This is a genomic window from Variovorax endophyticus, from assembly GCF_025376855.1.
In the GTDB taxonomy this organism is placed as follows: Bacteria; Pseudomonadota; Gammaproteobacteria; order Burkholderiales; family Burkholderiaceae_C; genus Variovorax.
In genome coordinates this window covers 16922-36361 of record NZ_JAHUTH010000052.1, presented here as the reverse complement: position 1 = coordinate 36361, position 19440 = coordinate 16922, and the positions used below count along the sequence as shown (strand labels likewise).

20 protein-coding genes and 1 pseudogene are annotated in these 19440 nt (G+C 64.1%); 14 read left to right on the top strand and 7 right to left on the bottom strand.

From position 1 onward, the window contains the following. From KV106_RS38665 to KV106_RS38655, 3 genes are all read left to right on the top strand, one after another. Nucleotides 1-103 (top strand): NAD(P)(+) transhydrogenase (Re/Si-specific) subunit beta (locus KV106_RS38665; protein WP_261217594.1); only part of this gene is annotated, 103 nt, incomplete at its 5' end. Between the two features lie 367 nt (nt 104-470). Then, on the top strand, nt 471-1538 hold the full coding sequence (locus KV106_RS38660; RefSeq protein ID WP_261217590.1) for a catalase family peroxidase: 1068 nt from the start codon (nt 471-473) through the stop codon (nt 1536-1538). After that, on the top strand, nt 1535-2080 hold the full coding sequence (locus KV106_RS38655) for a cytochrome b (RefSeq protein WP_261217588.1): 546 nt from the start codon (nt 1535-1537) through the stop codon (nt 2078-2080). The genes KV106_RS38660 and KV106_RS38655 overlap by 4 nt, the downstream gene beginning before the upstream one ends. Nucleotides 2081-2142: 62 nt before the next feature. On the opposite strand, the gene KV106_RS38650 is transcribed toward KV106_RS38655, so the two are convergent. From KV106_RS38650 to KV106_RS38635, 3 genes are all read right to left on the bottom strand, one after another. Continuing rightward, nucleotides 2143-3165: an alpha/beta hydrolase gene (locus tag KV106_RS38650; RefSeq protein ID WP_261217586.1), complete on the bottom strand. Its 1023-nt coding sequence runs from the start codon at nt 3163-3165 to the stop codon at nt 2143-2145. Between the two features lie 340 nt (nt 3166-3505). Continuing rightward, nucleotides 3506-4966, bottom strand: coding sequence for an MFS transporter (locus tag KV106_RS38640; RefSeq protein ID WP_314733670.1), 1461 nt, complete (start codon nt 4964-4966; stop codon nt 3506-3508). Beyond that, nucleotides 4966-5439 (bottom strand): nuclear transport factor 2 family protein, encoded by a 474-nt coding sequence (locus KV106_RS38635; RefSeq protein ID WP_261217584.1) that lies wholly within the window; start codon nt 5437-5439, stop codon nt 4966-4968. Before KV106_RS38635 ends, KV106_RS38640 begins: the two co-directional genes overlap by 1 nt. Nucleotides 5440-5547: 108 nt before the next feature. Between KV106_RS38635 and KV106_RS38630 the strand changes: the two genes are divergently transcribed. Together KV106_RS38630 and KV106_RS38625 are read left to right on the top strand one after the other, a co-directional pair. Next, nucleotides 5548-6390, top strand: coding sequence for a TetR/AcrR family transcriptional regulator (locus KV106_RS38630; RefSeq protein WP_261217582.1), 843 nt, complete (start codon nt 5548-5550; stop codon nt 6388-6390). A gap of 34 nt (nt 6391-6424) precedes the next feature. After that, a pseudogene (locus KV106_RS38625) lies at nt 6425-6883 on the top strand (NAD(P)(+) transhydrogenase (Re/Si-specific) subunit beta); the annotation flags it as partial. A 62-nt stretch (nt 6884-6945) separates the two neighbouring features. Here KV106_RS38625 and KV106_RS38620 read toward each other — a convergent pair. Continuing rightward, nucleotides 6946-9015: a carboxylesterase/lipase family protein gene (locus KV106_RS38620; RefSeq protein ID WP_261217580.1), complete on the bottom strand. Its 2070-nt coding sequence runs from the start codon at nt 9013-9015 to the stop codon at nt 6946-6948. Nucleotides 9016-9111: 96 nt separating this feature from the next. Beyond that, nucleotides 9112-11166 (bottom strand): carboxylesterase/lipase family protein, encoded by a 2055-nt coding sequence (locus tag KV106_RS38615; protein WP_261217577.1) that lies wholly within the window; start codon nt 11164-11166, stop codon nt 9112-9114. Nucleotides 11167-11311: 145 nt separating this feature from the next. Between KV106_RS38615 and KV106_RS38610 the strand changes: the two genes are divergently transcribed. The 3 genes from KV106_RS38610 (at nt 11312) to KV106_RS38600 (ending at nt 13222) form a co-directional block, all read left to right on the top strand. Then, a complete protein-coding gene (locus KV106_RS38610; RefSeq protein WP_057591499.1) occupies nt 11312-11989 on the top strand; it encodes a TetR/AcrR family transcriptional regulator in 678 nt (225 codons plus the stop codon). Between the two features lie 71 nt (nt 11990-12060). Next, nucleotides 12061-12429 carry a hypothetical protein gene (locus KV106_RS38605; RefSeq protein ID WP_261217575.1) on the top strand — a complete coding sequence of 123 codons (369 nt, stop codon included), beginning with the start codon at nt 12061-12063 and terminating at the stop codon, nt 12427-12429. A 460-nt stretch (nt 12430-12889) separates the two neighbouring features. Then, nucleotides 12890-13222 carry a hypothetical protein gene (locus KV106_RS38600; protein ID WP_261217573.1) on the top strand — a complete coding sequence of 111 codons (333 nt, stop codon included), beginning with the start codon at nt 12890-12892 and terminating at the stop codon, nt 13220-13222. A 368-nt stretch (nt 13223-13590) separates the two neighbouring features. Here the strand turns inward: KV106_RS38600 and KV106_RS38595 are convergent, their stop codons facing one another. After that, nucleotides 13591-13902, bottom strand: coding sequence for a hypothetical protein (locus KV106_RS38595; protein ID WP_261217571.1), 312 nt, complete (start codon nt 13900-13902; stop codon nt 13591-13593). On the opposite strand from KV106_RS38595, the gene KV106_RS38590 reads away from it, so the two are divergent. The 6 genes from KV106_RS38590 (at nt 13901) to KV106_RS38565 (ending at nt 17995) form a co-directional block, all read left to right on the top strand. Further along, nucleotides 13901-14116, top strand: coding sequence for a hypothetical protein (locus KV106_RS38590; RefSeq protein ID WP_261217568.1), 216 nt, complete (start codon nt 13901-13903; stop codon nt 14114-14116). The genes KV106_RS38595 and KV106_RS38590 overlap by 2 nt on opposite strands. Before the next feature lie 407 nt (nt 14117-14523). Beyond that, nucleotides 14524-14790, top strand: coding sequence for a hypothetical protein (locus tag KV106_RS38585; RefSeq protein WP_261217566.1), 267 nt, complete (start codon nt 14524-14526; stop codon nt 14788-14790). A 229-nt stretch (nt 14791-15019) separates the two neighbouring features. Next, nucleotides 15020-15442, top strand: a complete 423-nt coding sequence (locus tag KV106_RS38580) for a hypothetical protein (protein WP_261217565.1) — start codon at nt 15020-15022, stop codon at nt 15440-15442. Nucleotides 15443-15733: 291 nt separating this feature from the next. Further along, nucleotides 15734-16186, top strand: coding sequence for a MarR family winged helix-turn-helix transcriptional regulator (locus KV106_RS38575; RefSeq protein ID WP_409976602.1), 453 nt, complete (start codon nt 15734-15736; stop codon nt 16184-16186). A 13-nt stretch (nt 16187-16199) separates the two neighbouring features. Further along, nucleotides 16200-16754: an isochorismatase family protein gene (locus KV106_RS38570; protein WP_261217563.1), complete on the top strand. Its 555-nt coding sequence runs from the start codon at nt 16200-16202 to the stop codon at nt 16752-16754. Then, a complete protein-coding gene (locus KV106_RS38565; protein WP_261217561.1) occupies nt 16751-17995 on the top strand; it encodes an MFS transporter in 1245 nt (414 codons plus the stop codon). Before KV106_RS38570 ends, KV106_RS38565 begins: the two co-directional genes overlap by 4 nt. A gap of 207 nt (nt 17996-18202) precedes the next feature. On the opposite strand, the gene KV106_RS38560 is transcribed toward KV106_RS38565, so the two are convergent. Next, nucleotides 18203-18991, bottom strand: coding sequence for a transglutaminase family protein (locus KV106_RS38560; RefSeq protein ID WP_261217560.1), 789 nt, complete (start codon nt 18989-18991; stop codon nt 18203-18205). Nucleotides 18992-19440 lie beyond the last annotated feature (449 nt).

Here is a 19440-nt window from a genome sequence, read left to right as displayed (position 1 = left end):
CTACGCGGGCCTGGACAACGAGCTGTTCTACATGGACAAGACCATGATGGTGTTCGGCGACGCCAAGAAGGTGGTCGAGGAGATGGGCAAGGCGGTCGAATAGAGAATCCGGCGCCAATCACTTGCGTTGCGGCATCACCCAAGCTTGCCTCTTGTCGACGTCTACGCGGCGGACCGTGTTTCCGTAGAATTCTTCGAAGGGCGTGTAACCAGCAGTCATCTCTTGTCGAACTAAGCCCTGAGCAAGCGCCAGGCCGGCGTTGTCTGGCTGCTTGCCAAGCCGTTGAAAGGGCATGAGATGAAAAGTTCTAAACACACGCACTACCTGCTGTCTGATCGCGGTGCCTTCCGTGGTTCACGCAGCGAGTCGACTCACAACGGGTCGCGATCGGCTCCGCGCTGGGGGGTGTACCTACACATCAGCGATCTTTCGCTGACAGCCTCCCACACTGGCACGGGAGCGTAGGCGGATGAAGACCCCTCAGGATCAAACTGCGACCGGGCGACCCACTGTCGGCCGATTCGCCGCGATCGCTCTTTCGGTCGGGGCCGTGGCTTGTGCCTTTGCCTATGCGGCTGGGTGGCTGACACCTTCGCGCCTGACGCCCGCCAAAATCGTGGATTCGCTCGCGCCGGCCAGCGGACCGGTCAAAGGCTTCCGACGCAATCATGCGAAAGGCATCTGCTTCGCAGGAAATTTCGAGGCGAACGGCGAGGCGGTCGCGGTTTCGCGAGCGTCCATCTTCAAGGCCGGAAGCTACCCCGTCATGGGTCGCTTCAACCTCGCGGGCCCCATTCCGACCATGGCGGATGGCACGGGTCGTGTACGTGGATTGAGTGTTCGAATCGAGGCGCCAGACCAGCAGGAGTGGCGCACTGCGATGATCAATGCGCCGTTCTTTCCGATCGCGACGCCGAAGGAGTTCTATGAACTCCAACGCGCCAGTGCGAACAAGGATGACCCCGGCGCAATCAAGCAGTTCGCAGCCAGTCACCCTTCGCTTCGCGCATTCGGTGCGTGGGCTGGCAGCGCTCCGTATGCCGAGTCCTATGCCGAGGATCGCTTCAACAGCCTCAACAGTTTCGTGCTGACCAATGCACAGGGTCAGAAGCAGACCGTGCGCTGGTCATTCATTCCGACCGCCGCGATGGTTCCGGTGCCTTCGGAGGACCTGAAGAAGCGCGATCCCGACTTCCTCTTCAAGGAACTCTTCCAACGGGTCGCGAATGCCCCGCAAAAGTGGAGGCTGGTGCTGACGCTCGCCAATCCGGGCGATCCCACGGCCGACCCTACCCTGGTTTGGCCAGCCGATCGCCGGCAGATTGAAGCGGGCACGCTCGTGGTGACCCGGATCGAAGCCGAGGCCAACGGACCGTGCCGCGACATCAACTTCGATCCCACGGTTCTGCCCGAGGGAATGCAGACCTCCGACGATCCGTTCCCCGCGGCGCGCTCGGCGGCCTATGCGGTGTCCTATGACCGCCGCACCTCGGAGTCGGAACATTACCCGCGCGTCCAAGCCGAAGCCAAGCCATGAGCCATCAACACATGAAATTCTCGAAGCTGCAGCGCGTGCTCCATTGGGTCATGGCCATCGGCATCCTCGCGATGCTGTTCATCGGGGTCGGCATGATGTCCACGATCGATCGCGCTTACCTGGTGCTGGTGGGCATCCACAAGCAACTCGGCATTGCGATACTTGTCCTGGCGCTGCTGCGTCTCGTCGTGCGATGGCGCAGCGGGGCACCGTCGCTGCCGGCGAGCATGAGCGAGCCCATGAAGCTTGCGGCCAGGTTGTCGCATGTCGCGTTCTACGCGCTGATGATTGCGATGCCTTTGCTCGGGTGGTCCATGTTGTCGGCTGCCGACTATCCCGTGACCTTGGCCGGGATGCGGCTCCCCCCGATCGTTCCGGCCAGTGCCGAGTTGCACAGCATCCTGTGGAGCGCCCATCGCTTTCTGGCGTTCTGCTTGTTCGCTTTGTTCCTGCTGCACTTCGCGGCTGCGCTTCTTCATGCCTGGGTGCGAAGGGATGGCGTCTTCGAGACCATGACGTTCGGTCGTCGGGGTGGTCGCTGATTCATTCGACAGATCGTGAAGGCGCGCGGGTTCCGGGACCGAGGCGGCGCCGTTGTGACCGTTCAGCGTGCCGCACCAGCCTGAGGCGCTTGCTGCAATCGCCGCGTCAGGACGAAGTCGGCGATCGCGTCGACGACCCCGGGTGCTAGTGGAAGGTCAGCACGACCGTAGGTGGCAATATTGGCGGCCCGATCGTCGGTCTCGACAGCTTTCAGCACATGGTTCGCCTCCGGAAGCAGCACCAGCTTCGACTGCGCCGCTGCCTGACGCAGCCGCTGTGCGTCCGCGACGCCGACTTGAAGGTCGCGCCCGCCCTGCACGATCAGCATGGGTTTCGTGTACCGGCCGGCCAACTCCGCGGGGTCAATGGCGAATGCGCTGATCAGGAACCCTTGCACTTTCGGGTGGAACACAGGCCGCAGCGCCGGTTGCACATCGGCCATCTCCACCTGGCGGCCGGCTTCAAGCGCATCGATGGCGGCCATGGCCTGGTCGAGCAGCGGCGCGTTGGCGGGATTGGCCCGCAACTGCTCACGCAGTACCTGTCCCATCGGCCGGCCCGTGCTCGCCACCAGGACCACGCCGCAGACGGTCGGATCCTGCCGCGCGGTTGCCGCCGCCAGCGCGACCAGTCCGCCCTCGCTGTGGCCCAGCACCCAGACGCATCCGGCGCCGGAGGCCTCACGGATCGTGTCGACCCAGCGGCGCACGTCCCCCGCGTAGTCCTTGATGGTGACCGCGTCGGCGTCGGCAACCGCGCCGGCGCTGCCGTACAAGCCGCGCTTGTCGATCCGCACTGTGGCGATCCCTTTCGCTGCGAGGCCTTCGGCCAGGAGCCGGTACGTCGAGGCCTTCACTCCCAGCGGGCTGTTGCCGTCGCGGTCCGTGGGGCCAGAGCCGGGCACGATCAGTAGCACCGGAGCGAGCGGCGTATCCGGAGCAGCCGGCGACAGCAGGGTGCCACGCAGCGGACCCAGCGGCCCGGGCGCCTCCAGCGGCTTCTCGCGCGGTTCGGCGGCAGCTGCGCTGACGACAGTGACGGCGACCGCGGCCCTCGCCAGCAAATGGAGGAGGCAGGCTTTCATTTCTTCATGGACCTTTGACTCGATCCCGCACGAGCGGGTCGGCCAAGTCTATAAGGCCACCATCGCCGCCCCACATCGAAGAACGCGAAGGACGACTTCCCTGTTGACCTCGTTGCGGCGCCTTCATGTCTCATGGTCTCACCGCGAGACCCGATCCATGACCACCGCGAGCTTTGAAGCAGCCGCCTCCGTTCCGGTCCATGGTGGGTCTGTCCAGGCGGCCGACTGAACGCCACGGCCGTTCGGGCATTCGCAGCAACCCAGTGGAACTGCTCTGCCGTGCTCTCCAGGCCAAGCAGCTTCAACCATCCCGTCCGGAATTGGGTGGTGCCAACAGCCCTTAGTTGGGTGCCGGCCGGGGAGCGACGCTGATTCCCGACCTCGAAGCCACAACGGACAGGATGGCCGCAACGGTCAGACTGGCCCCGATGCAGAGCATGGCGGCAATCAGTCCCTTGGCCATGGAGCTCGCGCTCGGCGAAGTACCCGCGACGCTGAAGAAGACGCCGCCGATGACCGCGACGCCGAGGGCGGCGCTGATCTGCAAGGCTGAGTTGGTGATGCCGGCAATCATTCCGGAGCCGCTCACGGGTGCACGGTCGATGACCGAGCGCACGAGGGTAGGCAGTGCCCATCCCTGCCCGAAACCCAGAAGTCCAACCGCGACGATGAGCGGAAACTGGGCGGGCATTCGTGCGGGGGCGCCAGCAACCAGCGCCGCAAGGTACAGGCACCCGGCCACCTCGAGCAGCATGCCGATGGCGGGAACCCAACTGCCGAAGAGGCGGACGGCCAGCGGTGTCGTCAACGGACCGATGAAGAAGCCGACGCCGAAGGGCAGGAACACCAGTCCCGTTGCCAAAGGATCCAGTCCCAGCGCCGACTGTAGGTAGACGGAGAACACCAGGAAGAAGGCAGAGACGACGTAGAAAAAGAGGACGCCGGCGAGACCGCTCATCAATCCCGGCATGCGGACCAGGTCGATGCTGACGAGCGGGACGCCGCCTCGTCGAGAAAACGCCTTTTCATAGCGCCAGAAACCGAGCGCGGCGACAGGTGTCGCGATGAGCATGGCGCATGCCCACCATGGCCAGCCCCTTTCGCGCCCCTCTACCAGCGGCACGATCAGCAGGCTCAGCGTGAGCGCGCAGAGCAGAACACCGCCCCAGTCGATGGGCGCGGGGCTATCGCCACGAACGTTCGGCAGCAAAGGCAATCCACCGATCAGGACCGCAGCCACCACGGGCAGATTGATCAGGAAGATGATTCGCCACTGAAGGTGAAAGACGTCTGCGGAGATCAATGCGCCGCCCAGGGCTTGCGCGATCACTGCCGCCAGCCCGACGGTGGCGCCATAAAGGCCCAGCGCACGCGAGCGCTCCCGCACCGGGAACAGCGCATGAACGGAGGCCAGCCCTTGTGGGGCCATGGCGGCTGCGCTGAGACCTTGGAGTATGCGTCCCACGATGAGCATGGAAGGCGAGCTTGCGAGGCCGCACAGTAAGGACGTGAGTCCGAAGCCGCTGATGCCGAGCAGGAACATGCGCCGTCGGCCGAAGAGGTCGCCAAGCCGCCCACCGGTGATGAGGAAGACCGCGTAAGCCGCCGCATATCCGGAGATCACCAGTTGCAATTCAGCAGCACTCGTGCCGAGGTCGCCCTGAATGGACGGCAACGCAACATTGACGATGAAGAAGTCGAGCGGAGGCAGGAACGCCCCCACCAGCAACACCGCGAATGCGAGCCACCGACGCGAATCTGAACTTGTTTCTTTCATGATTTCGGTTGCGGCGGCGCGCATCAGATGGGGCGACCGAAGCGTTCCGTGCCCATGATGGGGGTCCAGTTCTGCAGCGGCGTGGCGAAATGCATCTCGAAGATGCGCTGCTGGAACGCCCATCGCCCGTCTCTTCGCTGGTAGAGGTCCTTGTACTGGCCGCTCACTTGCAGCGGTCCCTTCTCGACGTCGTAGAAGAGGCAGTCCGCCGCAACCAGCCCATGGCCGTTGTCGCCGTCGAGCGTGATGATCGCGTTCGCCATCCAGTGATGCATGTGCGGCATGCGTTTCATGTTGACGCGTGCTTGCGCCAGGATCTCATCGAGTCCTTCCGAGTTTCCATTGGCGCCGAGCAAGAGCCGAGAGTCGGGATGCCATAGGGTGGCGAGGAGTTCCACATTCATCGTGTCGAACGCTTCCGCATAGTTGGCGATCAAGGCATCGATGGCGAAGCGGCTTTCGATGGCGTCGAGGCGAGCTTCAAGTTCTTGGGACATGCGGGTTCTCCGTGAGTGAGCGGTGCGAGCGATCTGTGAGCGCACCGGGAAAATGTACCGAGTGGTACAAAAATTAGTAAAAAAAAGCGCGACTGAAGCGACCGGGGCGTGGAGCCCGCTTCCTGCGCGGGCGCCTGGTGTTCAAGCGCATACTTCAAACGTGTCGATTTAAATATCGATTGGTACAAATATATGGCGGCGTTCGAAGGCTGTCAACGGCTCGGTTCCCCCCGGTCGATTTGCCAGCCGGGAGAGGAGGTCTTTGCTTGCCGATTTATTGTGTATCGACTAGTATGTAATTTTGAACTGGCGGAGATCTTCATGGCTCAGCGAGGCCGACCGCGCGCATTCGACCGAGATGCGGCCCTTACCTCGGCCATGCACCTGTTCTGGGAGCATGGCTTCGAATCGACCTCGCTGTCTCAACTGAAGGCGGCGATGGGCAGTGGCATATCCGCGCCCAGCTTCTACGCGGCCTTCGAGTCCAAGGAATCCTTATACAAGGAGGCGCTGGATCGATACATGGAGATCTACGGCCACTTGACCAGAAGCCTGCATGATCCTTCGCTAGAGCCGCGAGAAGCGGTGTTCCTTGCATTGAAGCGCTCGGCAAAGATGCAGTGGGAGGGAGGGCACCCAAAGGGTTGCATGGTTGCGTTGGGCGTGATGGGAGCCTGCTCGTCGGGCAGCGAAACCATCACCGCAATGCTCCGAGATGTGCGCAGTCGCACCCGCGCTGGATTCCGTACCTGCGTCGAGCGGGCCATCAAAAGCGGGGAACTGCGCAAGTCCACGAACCCGGCCTCAATGGCCGCCGCGTTCGACAGCTTCTTCTTGGGTCTGTCCGTCCTGGCCCGCGACCGTGTGCGGCTCGCGGTCGTCGAGGAATCCGTGGTCCAAGCCATGGGCATCTGGGATGCCGCGCTGGATCGATCCGATCATCCAGGCTGAGCTTTCGGTCGACTGGCAATGAACGCGCAGAGCATTGCGCTGCCGTGTGCCACGCTCTGGCGAACGGTCGGCTAGCCAAGGCCTGCGCCACCCGACCACCTCGATCCGCGGCAACGTCGTCGGCATGACCGGCATGACCGGCATGGCGATCGCCGTGCTGACCACCGGCGCGCTGATCTACAAGCTCGCCAGCGGCAATCTCGAGGGCCTGGCCTACGTGCTGGTCGCGCTGGTCGCGCGGGTCGTCGGCGGGGGCCTCGGAGCCTACATGGCCAACAGGGTCGAGATGCCCAGGATGCCCGAGCTGGTGGCCTTCATGCACAGCATGATCGGCCTGGCGGCCGTGTTCATCGCGGTGGCCGCCGTGGCCGAGCCGCATGCCTTCAACATCGCGCTCAAGGGCGACCCGATCCCCGCGGGCAACCGCCTGGAGCTGTTCCTGGGCGCGGCCATCGGCGCCATCACCTTCAGCGGCTCGGTGATCGCCTTCGGCAGCGCCCCCGCCGGCGGCTGCGCGCGAGGCGAGACCTTGGGCAAGCCGGCGTGGCGTGGCGTTCAGGGAAAGGCGCTGGCCAAGCCGGTGCGCGGCGTGGCACCGCCGCCCGGCCCGATTTCCAAGTAGGCGTCGCTGGCAGGCGTGTAGGCTTTCCACTCCGGCGCGTCCATGCTGGGATTGCCATCCTTCGCGAAACGGGTCCATAGCGTCATGGTGGTTTCAGTGATGGCTTCGTCGTTCGGTCCCCAGCCCATCGACGCCTGGACATCGGCCGCGTCCCCAGCGGTGCCGGTGATGCCATTGCCATTGAGGTCACCGATGGGCGCCTTCGCGCCGGCCGGCGTGAGCACGAGACCCATCACGTAGTTCGTCACCATGCCCTGCGGGTAGCCGAACAGGTAGGGCAACTCGCCGCTGTGGCCGCTGAGCAGGCCCATCGCCGACCAGCCGTCCGGCACGCGGCTGAACCGGTAGACGTATTGGGGCGAGCGATAGGTTGGCGCGCGCTGCGCCATGAATACCGGCAGCGACGCGCGAAGCGAGGGATAGTCGCCCGAGGTCGCACCCACCATCAGCGGCACGTCGCTGGGCATGCCCTCCGCCATGTTCTGGCCGTAGGTCTTCACCATGTGGCGATGATCCACATTGGGTCGGTAGGTCTCGCGCGGAATGCCCGCGTCGAGGTCGGCTTGGGTGTAGGCGGTCCACGGCAGGGCGCGCGCCTGTGCCAGCGTGGTCGCGCCGACGCGCTCGAACACGGCCTTGCCGATTGCTTCGCCGCCGGCCAGCGAGCTCGCGGGTGTTCCGCCCGTCGCGATGGCATTGGCGCCGCTCTGCACAATGGCCTTGTGGAACAAGCCGGCAGCCTCGGGCGCGTTCATGAGGCCATAGACCTTACCGCCGCCACCCGATTGGCCGAAGATGGTCACGTTGTCGGGATCGCCGCCGAAAGCAGCGATGTTCGACTTCACCCATTGGAGCGCCTTCACCAGGTCCATCTGGCCGTAGTTTCCCGAGCCGCCGTGGCCGCTTTCCGCGCTGAGCAGCGGATGCGCGAGATAGCCGAACGGCCCCAGTCGGTGGTTGACGGTGACCAGCACGACACCCTTGGTGGTCAGGCCATCGGGATTGTTGTACTGCTTGGAGTTGGCTGTGAGAATTGCGAACGAGCCACCGTGGAACCACACCATCACCGGCAGCTTCGACGCGCTTTTGGGCGCCGTCACGTGCAGGTACAGCGAATCCTCGCTCATGCCGCCTTCGCCCAGGGCCTCCATCGTCGGGTTCTGCGCCGACTGGTCGGGCCAGGCGATGGCCTGGCGCACACCGCTCCAGGGTGCGGGCGATTGCGGTGCGCGCCAACGCAACGGACCGACTGGCGGTTGCGCGTACGGAATACCGAGGTACTGCCACGTGCCGGCATTTGCCTCGAAGCCCCGCAGCGAACCGCCCGTGGTGGCCACGAGGTGGCGCGTGCGCGTGCTGCGCGTGTAGTGTTCCTGTGCGGCTGCGGTGGTCCTGGCCGTGCGCGGTCGCGGGTCGAGGTCGGAGAAGGCGCCTGCCGTCTCGATCGCTGCGAGCAGGGGCGCAATGCTGGCACGGAACGCGGCCGCGGGCTGTGCGAAATCGATCGCGGCGGCTTGACGCGAGACCGCTTGGCGGATCGCTTCGGTGATCTGTATGCCGTTGTTGAGATCACCGTCGGCATCGAGGGATTGCAGCAGCACCAGGCGGTTGCTCACACGCACGTCACTGGTCGTGCTGTCGGCCCCGACCCAGGCGAGCGGCGAGACGGCGGCCGATGCCGGCGTCGAGCCCAGCGGCAATGTACCGATCGAGAAGCTCAAGGTCTCGCCGGCCGCATAGCGGTACCGGCCTTCGGCATCGGTGGTGCGCGCGCCGCTCAGTGAGCCGCGGTAATCGAGTCCCGACACAGGGTCACCCGTGAACGTGCCCGTGAGCTTGGGCTGAGTATCGGGCGCGGTGTCGCCCGCAGGCGGCGCGACGAACGCGAGGCTGGCGCCATTGCCGCCGCCTCCGCAGCCGAGCAGGGCGACGGTGCTCGCCCAGGCTGCGAGGCAAAGGACGCGCGAGCGGCGCCGCTCGGCGCGGGCCGTGTGTGAGTGCATGAAGGTCTCCTTGTGGTGTGGTGTGCGGGAACGAAAGGCGTGGCCGCGCCGCCGCGCCTCCTCGCGATCTGGCGACGCGGCGCTCCGGCAGCGCGCTCAGGGAAAGACGCTCGACAGGCCGGTGCGGACCACGGGCGCGGCGCCGAGTTCGACGAAGCGGTCGTTCGCGGGCGTGTAGGCAGGCCAGTCAACCAATCCCGCGACGCTTGGGTTGCCGGTTTTGGCGAACTGGGTCCAGATCGCCATGCTGTTCTCGATGGCCTTCGCATCAGCGCTGTCGAAACCGGCCGAGGCAAGGATGTCCTGCGTGTCGCCCGCGGAGCCGCTGACGCCGTTGCCGTTGAGGTCTCCAATTGCGAGCTTGCTGCCGGTGGCCGGGTCGATCACCAGGTCGAGCAGGTAGTGGGTGACGACGCTCTCAGGCGCATTGAAGACGTAGGCCAGCTCGCCCGCGTGATACGTTTTCACGCCCCTGGCGCGCCAGCCGCCCGGCACCTGGCTGAAGAGGGCCGCATAGTGCCGGCTGGCGCTGTGCGTCGTCATCCAGGGAAACACGTTCTTCACCGTCTCGATCGGGTCGGGGGTGTCGTTGGTGTTGACCACGATCATGAAGGGCACGTCGTTGTGTCGGCGCGACTCGAAACTCACGCGCTCGCTGTACGGCAGATAGCCGTTGTCGATGTTGGTGTAGGGCACGAGCACGGAAGCCGCTGCGACCACCTCGGTCCAGGGGCGGCTGCGCATCTCCTCGAGCGAGGCCGCGCCCAGCCGCGTCTGGAGCGCGAGTCCGACCGCCTCGGCCGAGGCCAGCGTGCGGGTGTCGGGAATCAGCGTGCCGCTCTGGCTGATCGCCTTGTGGAAAAGGCCGGCCGCGCTCGGCGATGCCATGAGTGAAAGCACCTTGCGCCCGCCACCGGACTCGCCGAAGACGGTCACGTTGTCGGGGTCGCCGCCGAAGGCCGCGATGTTCGCCTTGACCCACTGCAGTGCCATCACCAGGTCCATCTGCCCGTAGTTGCCCGAGCCGCCGTGACCGCTCTCGGCGCTGAGCGCGGGGTGCGCGATGTAGCCGAGGGCGCCGAGGCGATGGTTCACCGAGACTTGCACCACGCCCTTGCTGGCGAGGGCATTCGGGTTGTTGAAAGGCTTGGTGTTGCTCGTGAGCGAAGTGAACCCGCCGCCGTGGAACCACACCATCACCGGCAGCTTGGAGGCCGACTTGGGTGCCGTCACGTTGAGATACAGCGAGTCTTCGCTCATGCCGCCCTCGCCGAAGCGCTCGAGCGCTTGGACCTGTGCGGCCTGATCTGCCCAGGCCACCGCCTCACGCACCCCGCTCCAGGGCTGGGGCGCTTGCGGCGCGCGCCAGCGCAGCGCGCCGACCGGCGGCTGCGCGTAGGGAATGCCAAGGTATTGCCAGGTCGTGGCGCTGGACTCGAAGCCGCGCAGCGGACCGCCGGTGGTGGTCACGAGGTTGCGCGCGGCGGTGGCGCGGGTGTAGTGCTCCTGCGCGGCGACGGCGCCGCGCGCGCTGCGCGGACGCGGATCGAGATCCGTGAAGGCGCCGGCCGCATCGAGCGCTGCGAGCAATGGTGCGAGGCTTGCGCGGAAGGCCGTGGCCGTTTGGGAGAAATCGATGGCCGCGGCATGCCGGGACACGATGTCGCGAATTGCGCCGGTGACCTGAATGCCGTTGTTGAGGTCGCCGTCGGCATCGAGCGTCTGCAGCAGTACGAGGCGATTGGTGGCGCGGGGGTCGGCCGGCGAGCTGGCGCCGCCGATGCTCAGCGGCGACAGCGCGTCCGCGGCGGGCGCGGTGCCCAGCGGCAATTCACCAATCGAAAAGCTCAGCGTTTCGCCTGGCGCATAGTCGTAGCGCCCCTGCGCGTCTGTCTTACGCGCCCCTGTGACGGAGCCACGGTAGTCGAGGCCAACAACCGGTCCGCCTGCGAACACGCCGATGAGCCGGGGCTGGTTGTCCGGTGCAGGCTCATGGCTGCCGTCGGGCGCCGGCACCGTGGGCCACGATATGAAACTGGCGCTGCTCCCTCCTCCGCCGCCACAGCCCAGCAAGAAGGCGGTAGCGGCGCAAGCGGCCATCCACCGCGTGCCGCAACGGCGCCCCTCGGGCGATGCCATGCCTTTGATCATCCATATCTCCTTCGGTTATTTGACGTACGGGGGTCCCCGCGCGGGGCCGAGCCGGCCCAGATGGAACGGGTGAATAATTCCATTGAATTAATTCAATCGAATTAGAACTAACCCTAGCCCGGCCAGCGGTCACAATCTGCGTCCCATGCCCAGTCCTGCAACGAGCCCGAAGGAAAAACGCCCACCCGCGCTGGCGGCGTCGGCCGCCGCCACGCGCGAGCGCCTGCTGCTGGAAGCCATGCGGTTGTTCGCGCGCGAGGGCATGAATGCCGTGTCGCTGCGCAGGATCGTCGCGGCCGCGGGCGCGGGCAACCTGTCGGCGCTGCACTACCACTTCGGAAATCGCGAGAGTGTGGTGACCGAGGTGGCGCGGATGCTCCAGCGTATCCTCGAGCCGCGCTGCCGCGCGCGGCTCGAGGCGCTGGACCGGGGACCGCACACCGTGCGCGACGTGCTGGACGCAGCCTTCGGTCCGATGATCGACATGCTGTCCGAGGCCGGGCTGGGCCGCGACGCCGTGTGCTTCATCGGCCGGCTCGGCTGGGATTTCGGCGAGGAAGGCCAGAAAATTTCGGCCGACATGCACCGCGACATACTGACGCTCGCACTGGACAGGCTTGCCGCGCTGATCCCGGCGGTACCCCTCGAAGTTCTGAAGTTCCGCCTCCTCCTGACGATGAACTCGTTGTACTACGGCATCTCGTACCGCAGCTACGCCATGCGCTCACCCTTCGGGCCGCTGTCGATCGGGCGACGTGGCAACGAAGTACAGGAGCGGGCGCTGTTCATGGACTATCTCGAAGCCGGTATCCGGCATCCGTGACGCTCGAGCTTGAGCAGGATCGGCAGGCGTGCCGTTGAATGCAGTGCGCCCGACCAGACGCCACGGCTTCCATGATCAGCTTCATCGACCATGGCTCGTGGCGCCGACCGACACCGCGCACCCGTTGGCGAACGGCTTGTCTTGCGGATAGTCAAAAGTCCTACATCGATCTTGCAGGCCCCAGGGTAGAAACGATGACCCAGGAGTTCGGAATGACCACCATTGCATTCGATAAACGCTATGAGGCGTGGGCTGCAGCTGAGGCGGCGGTCTATGAGGCGATGATTCGGCTCGGTCCGCTCGGCCATGCGGAGGTCACGCCTTTGCGTGTGCGGGCCGATGAGCTGCTGCGCGAACTCTGGGAAGAACCAGATCTCTTTGAGGCCATCAGCGAGTCCCGCGATCAGTTTGAGTTTGCGCATGCCTCGCGGGCTGTCTAGGTGCCCGTGTTGAGATCAGCGGCAAGCTTGCCTCCGACAGCGTGATCTTTGGCCGGACCACCGGTTGGGAAACAAGATCTCATCGAGGCGTTCCTCTCGCCTCCGGCTGGGAGCGCCAGGTTGCAGCAAGCTTGCAGTAGGCGCTCGGTCGCCGCCAGCTTCTGTTCACGTTCTCGGCGTCACCCGCGTTCCTCTTGCTCTTCGCGTTCCCGCGTCCTCGCGCCGCCGCGCCTTCGACGTGCAAAGAATCAAAGCTGTCTGACATGGCGTAAAGCGCGGGAACCCTACATTTCTGACGCCACGGCTGCGTCGTGGCACCTTGCTGTAAACCTCAGCCCGGCCCAGTGCCGGGCTCTTTTTTTAGGATCGCTGTGACAAGTCGAACGTCTCTTGAAATCTTGCCGAGTGGGACCTAGATTGATCACCGTCGAAGTTTTGGTCAACTAAAAAGGAGGTTTTCATGACCATGAACTTGTTGCGGCAGATCGCGACGTCCCGCCTGCCGGTCTCGTTCTATCGACCCGAAGACATCGACCAAGTCCGCATCCTCAGAGCGGCGGGCCTGGTTGTGGCGCTGGTTCCGGCGCCAACCAATCCGCTCACGCTGGCGGGCGACGGCTTGGCTGCTCAGGTGCTCGCAGTCACGCAAAAGGGGCGTGAAGAGCTCGCCAAATTCGACTACCCGCAGTCGCCTTCGCGGCCGCCGCTGTGGCGCCAACGAATGTCACGCATCGTCACGCGGCGTCGCAGATCACCGTCTTCCGACTCACCCACCTCTGCACGAATGCAGTAGCACAAGAAAAGATGGGTCCGCTCGAGCGCGCGCTGCTTTGATCATTCACGGCAGCGCTTGCCGTCTCGACGGCCGAGCTTGTAGCTTCGCCGTGTTTGTCGGGTTCTTGGATTTCGATGCAGACGTCGTGTGGCTATTCTGCCCGTGTCGCAACGATGGCCTCGGAGCCTTCATGGACCGTAGGTCACTGCGAGCCTGCCGGCCATGCTGACCCTAGAGTTCGCCCTGCTCGGAAACATCAATCGCAGCGATGTGCCTGCAGATTCACTCTTAACTATCGGCCGCGATGTCTACCAACGGTCATTCACGCTGTTCGGGTGAGGACCTCGTGAGCACGCGCGAATGCTTCCAGCAAAAGGAAAGCGCCATCACAGCAACGAGACCTCGACGCCGTCGGCCGCCACCATCAACCCGGGAGTGTCCTCAGCGATCTCGATCGGCACTCCCATGTGGGTGAAAAAGTCGCTCTTGTTCGAGCCGCAGAGCTTCAGCACGCGCACGTATTCCGCGTGCTGTGCGCGCGTCATCAGAAATTTTTGCGGGTAAGCATTGGCGTGGGCCTTCCAATGGGCCGACAGCTTTTCGGTCATTGAGAGATAGAGAGACGGCATACGTAAAATGACATTGCTGAGCGCACAGGGATTTAGTAGATTTTCGTGCCCGTTGGAGAAGGCTGGCATGCCAATGGATTTTTTGCGTCGCATCAAGGACGCCAGGTTTCCGCTCGAGCTTCATGACGAAGCAGATATTCGAAATTCGATTGTTCTCGAAGCGGCCGAATTGATCAAAGCCCAGTTGCCAGGCGTCGGCGCCCCGCCTGCGGACGCTAGCGTCATCATTTTCCGCATCACGCCTCAAGGAAGAGCCGCCCTGTCCATGGGCAAGCCGATATAGCTTGGTCGGAGAATGCTTGGGCCCCCATCTGCTCTCGACTCGAGATCATCATGGTCGGTCGCTCCATGCGTCGTTACTCTGAGTGTCCAGCCAGCTCGAAAGGGCGCTCTTCCGCCGGTCGGATGCGAAAGGGACAGGCCTTTCTCGACGCGCAGGGGCGTAGTTCGATGCACGAGTCTGAGTGCTTGGCGAGCGCGGTTAGCGCTGCTCAGCCTTGTGCCGGCAGCAGCGTGGACGCTCGCACGTGCAGACGCTTTTCGAGGTGACACCAAAGGAAGTTCGCTGTCGTCTTTTTTCTGCAGGCTCTCATTGGCGTTCGCAGCACCCGTTCGCGTTGCTCGGTAGGTCCTCCGTGGGGAGACGCAGCGAGACAAGCCAGCAGACAAAGCATTTGCGAGAATGGATACATGCTTCTTCCTCCTCCGAACGGTACGGACCGTGTGCAGGGCCTCGCGGCGCGCCTCGGGTGCACCGTGGCCGATCACTGTGAACTCTATGGGCAATTCAAGCCCGCTCTTCTGGGCAGCTTCTCAGGGCTCGCGCTGACGCTCAAGGAATTTGGGGGGCGTTGGGACAAGGTGGAACGTGTGTACGTTTTCGCCAGTTGGCCCATGCTTGAGGCCGCTTTGGAATACTGCATCAGGCACAAGGAAGAAGCCCGCCCTTCGATTTGAATGCTGCGGCCTGAAACGGCGCGGTCGATTGTCGAGCGCGCCGCGGCGGTCTTCTTTTTTGCGTCCCAGCTCGATGCCAGCCGTCGCCGCGACGCCGAGGAAGCACTCGCACAAGCGCACAAGATGGAGGCTCTCGGGCACTCACAGGCGGTATCTCGCACGACTTCAGTAACCTGCTTCAGGTGATGTCAGGTCATCTGGACATACGGAGGTGAAGTTGGAAAGGGGCATGCTCGAAGAGGGCACCGTTCGTCGAGGGGTTGAGAGCCTGCGTTCGACAATCTTTAAAGCATCAACGCTGACCCAGCAGCTGCTTGCTTTCTCGAGGTGCCAAAGACTGCGCGGCCGAGTGGTAGGGATCAACGCGGTGGCACAAGGAATGTCCGAGTTGGCCGCGCGCACTCTCGGTGATTTGATCTATGTCGAATTCGACCTGGCGCCCAACGCGGGGAATTTGGAGATCGACGTGACGCAACTTGAGGTGGCCAGCTTGAATGTGTTGGTCAACTCACGCGATGCAATGCCCGGCGGAGGGTCGATCAAGCTGCGTACGCACCCGTTGAGGTTGCGCTTGGCAGTCCGACGGCGCTCGAGGGACTGGCGCCAGGCCCGTATGCTGCTGTCTGCATCTCCGATTCCGGCCTGGGAATAGATCTGGCGATCCTGCCTCGGGTGATGGCCCCCTTTTTTACGACAAAAGACGAGGGGAAGGGGACAGGCCTTGATTTGAGGAACTGCGGCGCACCCGAGCCGCGCCGATGCACCAGTCAGAGAACGCTTTTCGGGTGCTGACCGCGTCACTGAAGCCCTCGGCGTCGGGCTTGAGCTTGGCAGGCTCGTCGAGTTGAACAGCGGTCCTTCACCTTAATGCTCCTCATCAAAGGCTAAGAAATCTATGAAGGAAAACTTTGTAGTTTGACTTTGTATCGGCTAGCATGGCTTGATGAATGAGCCGGTAAGCGCCCCTCACGATCTACGCGCGCACACCCTCGCTGCGGAACTGCGCATGCTGGTGGCAAAGCTCAACCGGCGACTGCGCGAGCAGTCGCATGCCGGCGATCTCACGGGTTCCCAGAAGACCGTGCTTCTGCATCTTGAGCGCGAAGGTCCGGCCACGGTCACGACCCTCGCGCGTACCGTGGGTGTGCGCCCTCAATCCATGGGCGCGACCGTGGCCGCGCTGCAAGGGGCGGGACTCGTCAGCGGTGCGCCCGACCCGGCCGATGGACGCCAGACCATCTGGTCGGTCACGCCGGTCTTTCGCCAATGGATCAAGGACGCCCGCGCCGCGCGCGAGGACTGGCTGTTCCAGGTGATCCAGACCAGGCTCGCCCCGCGCGAGCAGGAAGCGCTCGCGGCCTCCATCGAACTCTTCAAACGCCTCGCCGAAGATTGAAAGCGAACCCACCATGCCCGTCACCACCCTCGATCCCCAAACCGCCCTCATCGTCATCGACCTGCAAAAGGGCATCCTCGCACTGCCCGTCGCGCATGCCACCGGCGAGATCGTGCAGCGCGCCAGCGCCCTGGCGTCTGCCTTCCGCCAACGTGCGCTGCCCGTGGTGCTCGTCAACGTGGCAGGCGGTGCCAAGGGCCGCACCCAGCAGCAGCGCCCCGGTGGCGAACTGCCCGCCGACTGGGCCGAGCTGGCCGCCGAACTCGACCGCCAGACCGGGGACCACCTGGTCACCAAGCACACGTGGGGTGCCTTCACGAATACCGGGCTCGAATCGCACCTGAAGGCGCTGGGCGTCACGCAGGTCGTGATCGTCGGCATCGCCACCAGCATCGGCGTGGAGTCGACCGCACGCCAGGCCTACGAACTGGGTTTCAACGTCACGCTCGGCATCGACGCCATGACCGACATGAACGCCGATGCTCACGCCAACAGCATCGCCCGCATCTTTCCGCGCCTGGGCGAAACCGGCACCACGCAGGAAATCATCGACCTGCTTGCTCGGTGAGCAGCAGCACTTTCCGTTCGCTCCGGGGCTACAACTACCGCGTGTGGGCCGGTGGCGCAGCGGTGTCCAACGTGGGCACCTGGATGCAGCGCACCGCGCAGGACTGGATCGTGCTCACGCAGCTCACGCGCCACAACGCCGCCGCGGTCGGCATCGTGATGGCGCTGCAGTTCGGCCCGCAATTGCTGTTGCTGCCGCTCACCGGCTGGGCGGCCGACCATCTCGACCGGCGCAAGCTGCTGATGGTCACGCAGGCCACCATGGGTGCGTTGGCGCTCGGATTGGGTCTGCTGACACTCACCGGCCTCGTGCAGCTGTGGCATGTGTACGTGTTCGCGCTGCTGCTGGGGTGCGTGGCCGCCTTCGATGCGCCGGCGCGCCAGACTTTCGTGTCGGAACTGGTCACCGAGATCGATCTGCAGAATGCGGTGGCGCTGAACTCCACGTCGTTCAATGCCGCGCGCATGATCGGCCCGGCGGTCGCAGGCGTGCTCATTGCCGCGGTCGGCACGGGCTGGGTCTTCGTGATCAACGCGGCGTCGTACGTGGCCGTCATCGGCGCGATGAGGATGCTGCGCGTGCACGAGCTCCATCTGCGCCAGCGCGCGGTGCGCACCCGTGGCAGTTTTCTCGAGGGCTTTCGCTACGTTTGGCGGCGCCCCGACCTGAAGGCCGTGCTGTTCATGCTTTTTTTGATCGGCACCTTCGGCTTGAACTTCCCGATCTTCATCTCCACGATGTCGGTCACCGTCTTTCATGCGGGCGCTCACCAGTACGGCCTGCTGTCTTCGATCATGGCGATCGGCTCCGTCATGGGCGCACTGCTGGCCGCGCGGCGCGACAAGCCGCGCATGGGCGTGCTCGTGGTGGGTGCTTCCGTTTTCGGCGCGGGCTGCGCGCTGGCCGCGCTGATGCCCGGCTACTGGCTCTTCGGCATGACGCTGATCGTGGTGGGTGTGGCCGCGCAAACCTTCACCACCACGGTCAACAGTTGGGTGCAGCTGTCGACCGAGCCCGCCATGCGCGGGCGCGTGCTGGCGATCCTGCTGGCGATCCTGCTCGGTTGCACGCCGATGGGTGCGCCTCTGGTCGGCTGGGTGGCCGACGCGTTTGGAGCGCGTTGGGCGATGGGAGTGGCGGCGCTGTCGGGGCTGGCCGCGGCTATCGTCGGGTGGCGCTACCTGTCGCTGTACCACCGGTCCTCGCAGGTGGGTGCTTTCCAGGAAAACCCCGAGCCATAGGACAAGTGGAAGCAATGCTGCGCCGCCGTCAGGGCGGAGCTTGTGGCGCGGGTGCTTCGCGTGGTCGCCCGATGCCTACCCACGCAGGTTCGCTGAGGTGCGGCGAGCCGGTGTCCTGTCAACCTCCGGCCTGCATAACAACTGGTCTGCGAAGTGTCCGCTGCTTCAGCATGTGTTGCACACCTTGGTAAGAATGGCGTGCTGTTGCTAGCTCGACAACGCCGCGGTAGAAGTATTTGCTTTCAGTTCGTCGACTGAGATTGCCATCTCGGTGACTTCAAGCGGCCCATAGTTCGAGAGGAACGCGACATCAGCCGCATCGCGCCCATAGGCCAAGACGATTCGACCGCCTTGCGGTTCTGCCTGCGTCGCGTCGAAGGTATACCACCGCCCGCCGACGAAAGCCTCGAACCAGGCGTGCATGTCCATGGGCTCGAGTTGGTACAAGTAACCGACCACCATGCGGGCGGGGATGCGCAGGGCACGGCACATGCCGATAGCCACGTGTGAGAAGTCGCGACACACGCCTGCGCCATCAGAAAGGGTGTCGAGCGCATCCGTGGATCCATCGCTCACGCCATACCTGTACTCAAGGTGTTCGTGGATCCAGCGTCGAATGACTTCGACTTGGGCATAGCCCGATTTGGTGTCCCCGACGATCTGGAGCGCACGGTCCTCCATCTTGTCAGAAGGGCAGTAGCGGCTTTGAAGCAAGTATTGCAGCGTGTCCGAGGGCAGGTCGCGGACCGCTACTGCTTCTGCATCGGGCGCGACGGCGATCGCAGCCTCGGCTTCCATGATCATCTCAACCTCGATGCGCATCTCGCCTTTTGGCACGGTGAGGCGCTGACACAGGTTGCCAAACACGTCGACGTATTCCGTGGTTGTCACCCACGGCTGAAGTTCGTAGCGCTCACTGACCATCCACTGCGCATCGCCACTGCGGGGGCGAAGCATCGCGACGACAGGGCAGTCACTACTTGCTTGCACTCTCATCTTGCATGTGGCGTGAAGTCGCATAGTTCTTTCTCAGTGGAGAGTGGATTTGAAAGTTGGGCGCGCGGGAATCAGCCCTGGTTGTAGCCTTTGCAGGGTGCTGCTTCTGTCAGCGAAGATCGAGTTTTCACCAGCGTTTTGGTTCGCAAAAGCTTGGGCATCTAGTTCATCCGCCATGCGCGCGGTTATTAACCTACGCATTGCCAGAGCAAACTCGTGCCCTGCCAGGTGAAGCCGTCGCGCGATGGATCGCTAGAGGCCGATGTGATGTCGGCCGCTGAAGCCTGGAGATCCCTCTCGCACGAGACGATGAGAAGGCGAGTATGCGAGATAGACACGCACCGCACCGGTCACTGATGGGGGGCGTCGGAAAATCTCTCCTGTGATCTACTGCGCTGGCTTGCTTCAAGCTGTCGAGGCTGTCGCCAGAACAAGAGGTCGTTTGTACT

Coding starts and splice junctions, on each gene's coding strand:
- KV106_RS38660 (WP_261217590.1), top strand. CDS start 471: ATGAAGACCCCTCAGGATCAAACTGCGACCGGGCGACCCACTGTCGGC.
- KV106_RS38620 (WP_261217580.1), bottom strand. CDS start 9,015: ATGCACTCACACACGGCCCGCGCCGAGCGGCGCCGCTCGCGCGTCCTT.
- KV106_RS38600 (WP_261217573.1), top strand. CDS start 12,890: ATGACCATGAACTTGTTGCGGCAGATCGCGACGTCCCGCCTGCCGGTC.
- KV106_RS38595 (WP_261217571.1), bottom strand. CDS start 13,902: ATGCCAGCCTTCTCCAACGGGCACGAAAATCTACTAAATCCCTGTGCG.
- KV106_RS38605 (WP_261217575.1), top strand. CDS start 12,061: ATGATCAGCTTCATCGACCATGGCTCGTGGCGCCGACCGACACCGCGC.
- KV106_RS38570 (WP_261217563.1), top strand. CDS start 16,200: ATGCCCGTCACCACCCTCGATCCCCAAACCGCCCTCATCGTCATCGAC.
- KV106_RS38610 (WP_057591499.1), top strand. CDS start 11,312: ATGCCCAGTCCTGCAACGAGCCCGAAGGAAAAACGCCCACCCGCGCTG.
- KV106_RS38590 (WP_261217568.1), top strand. CDS start 13,901: ATGCCAATGGATTTTTTGCGTCGCATCAAGGACGCCAGGTTTCCGCTC.
- KV106_RS38650 (WP_261217586.1), bottom strand. CDS start 3,165: ATGAAAGCCTGCCTCCTCCATTTGCTGGCGAGGGCCGCGGTCGCCGTC.
- KV106_RS38640 (WP_314733670.1), bottom strand. CDS start 4,966: ATGCGCGCCGCCGCAACCGAAATCATGAAAGAAACAAGTTCAGATTCG.
- KV106_RS38615 (WP_261217577.1), bottom strand. CDS start 11,166: ATGATCAAAGGCATGGCATCGCCCGAGGGGCGCCGTTGCGGCACGCGG.
- KV106_RS38580 (WP_261217565.1), top strand. CDS start 15,020: ATGCTCGAAGAGGGCACCGTTCGTCGAGGGGTTGAGAGCCTGCGTTCG.
- KV106_RS38560 (WP_261217560.1), bottom strand. CDS start 18,991: ATGAGAGTGCAAGCAAGTAGTGACTGCCCTGTCGTCGCGATGCTTCGC.
- KV106_RS38635 (WP_261217584.1), bottom strand. CDS start 5,439: ATGTCCCAAGAACTTGAAGCTCGCCTCGACGCCATCGAAAGCCGCTTC.
- KV106_RS38655 (WP_261217588.1), top strand. CDS start 1,535: ATGAGCCATCAACACATGAAATTCTCGAAGCTGCAGCGCGTGCTCCAT.
- KV106_RS38575 (WP_409976602.1), top strand. CDS start 15,734: ATGAATGAGCCGGTAAGCGCCCCTCACGATCTACGCGCGCACACCCTC.
- KV106_RS38585 (WP_261217566.1), top strand. CDS start 14,524: ATGCTTCTTCCTCCTCCGAACGGTACGGACCGTGTGCAGGGCCTCGCG.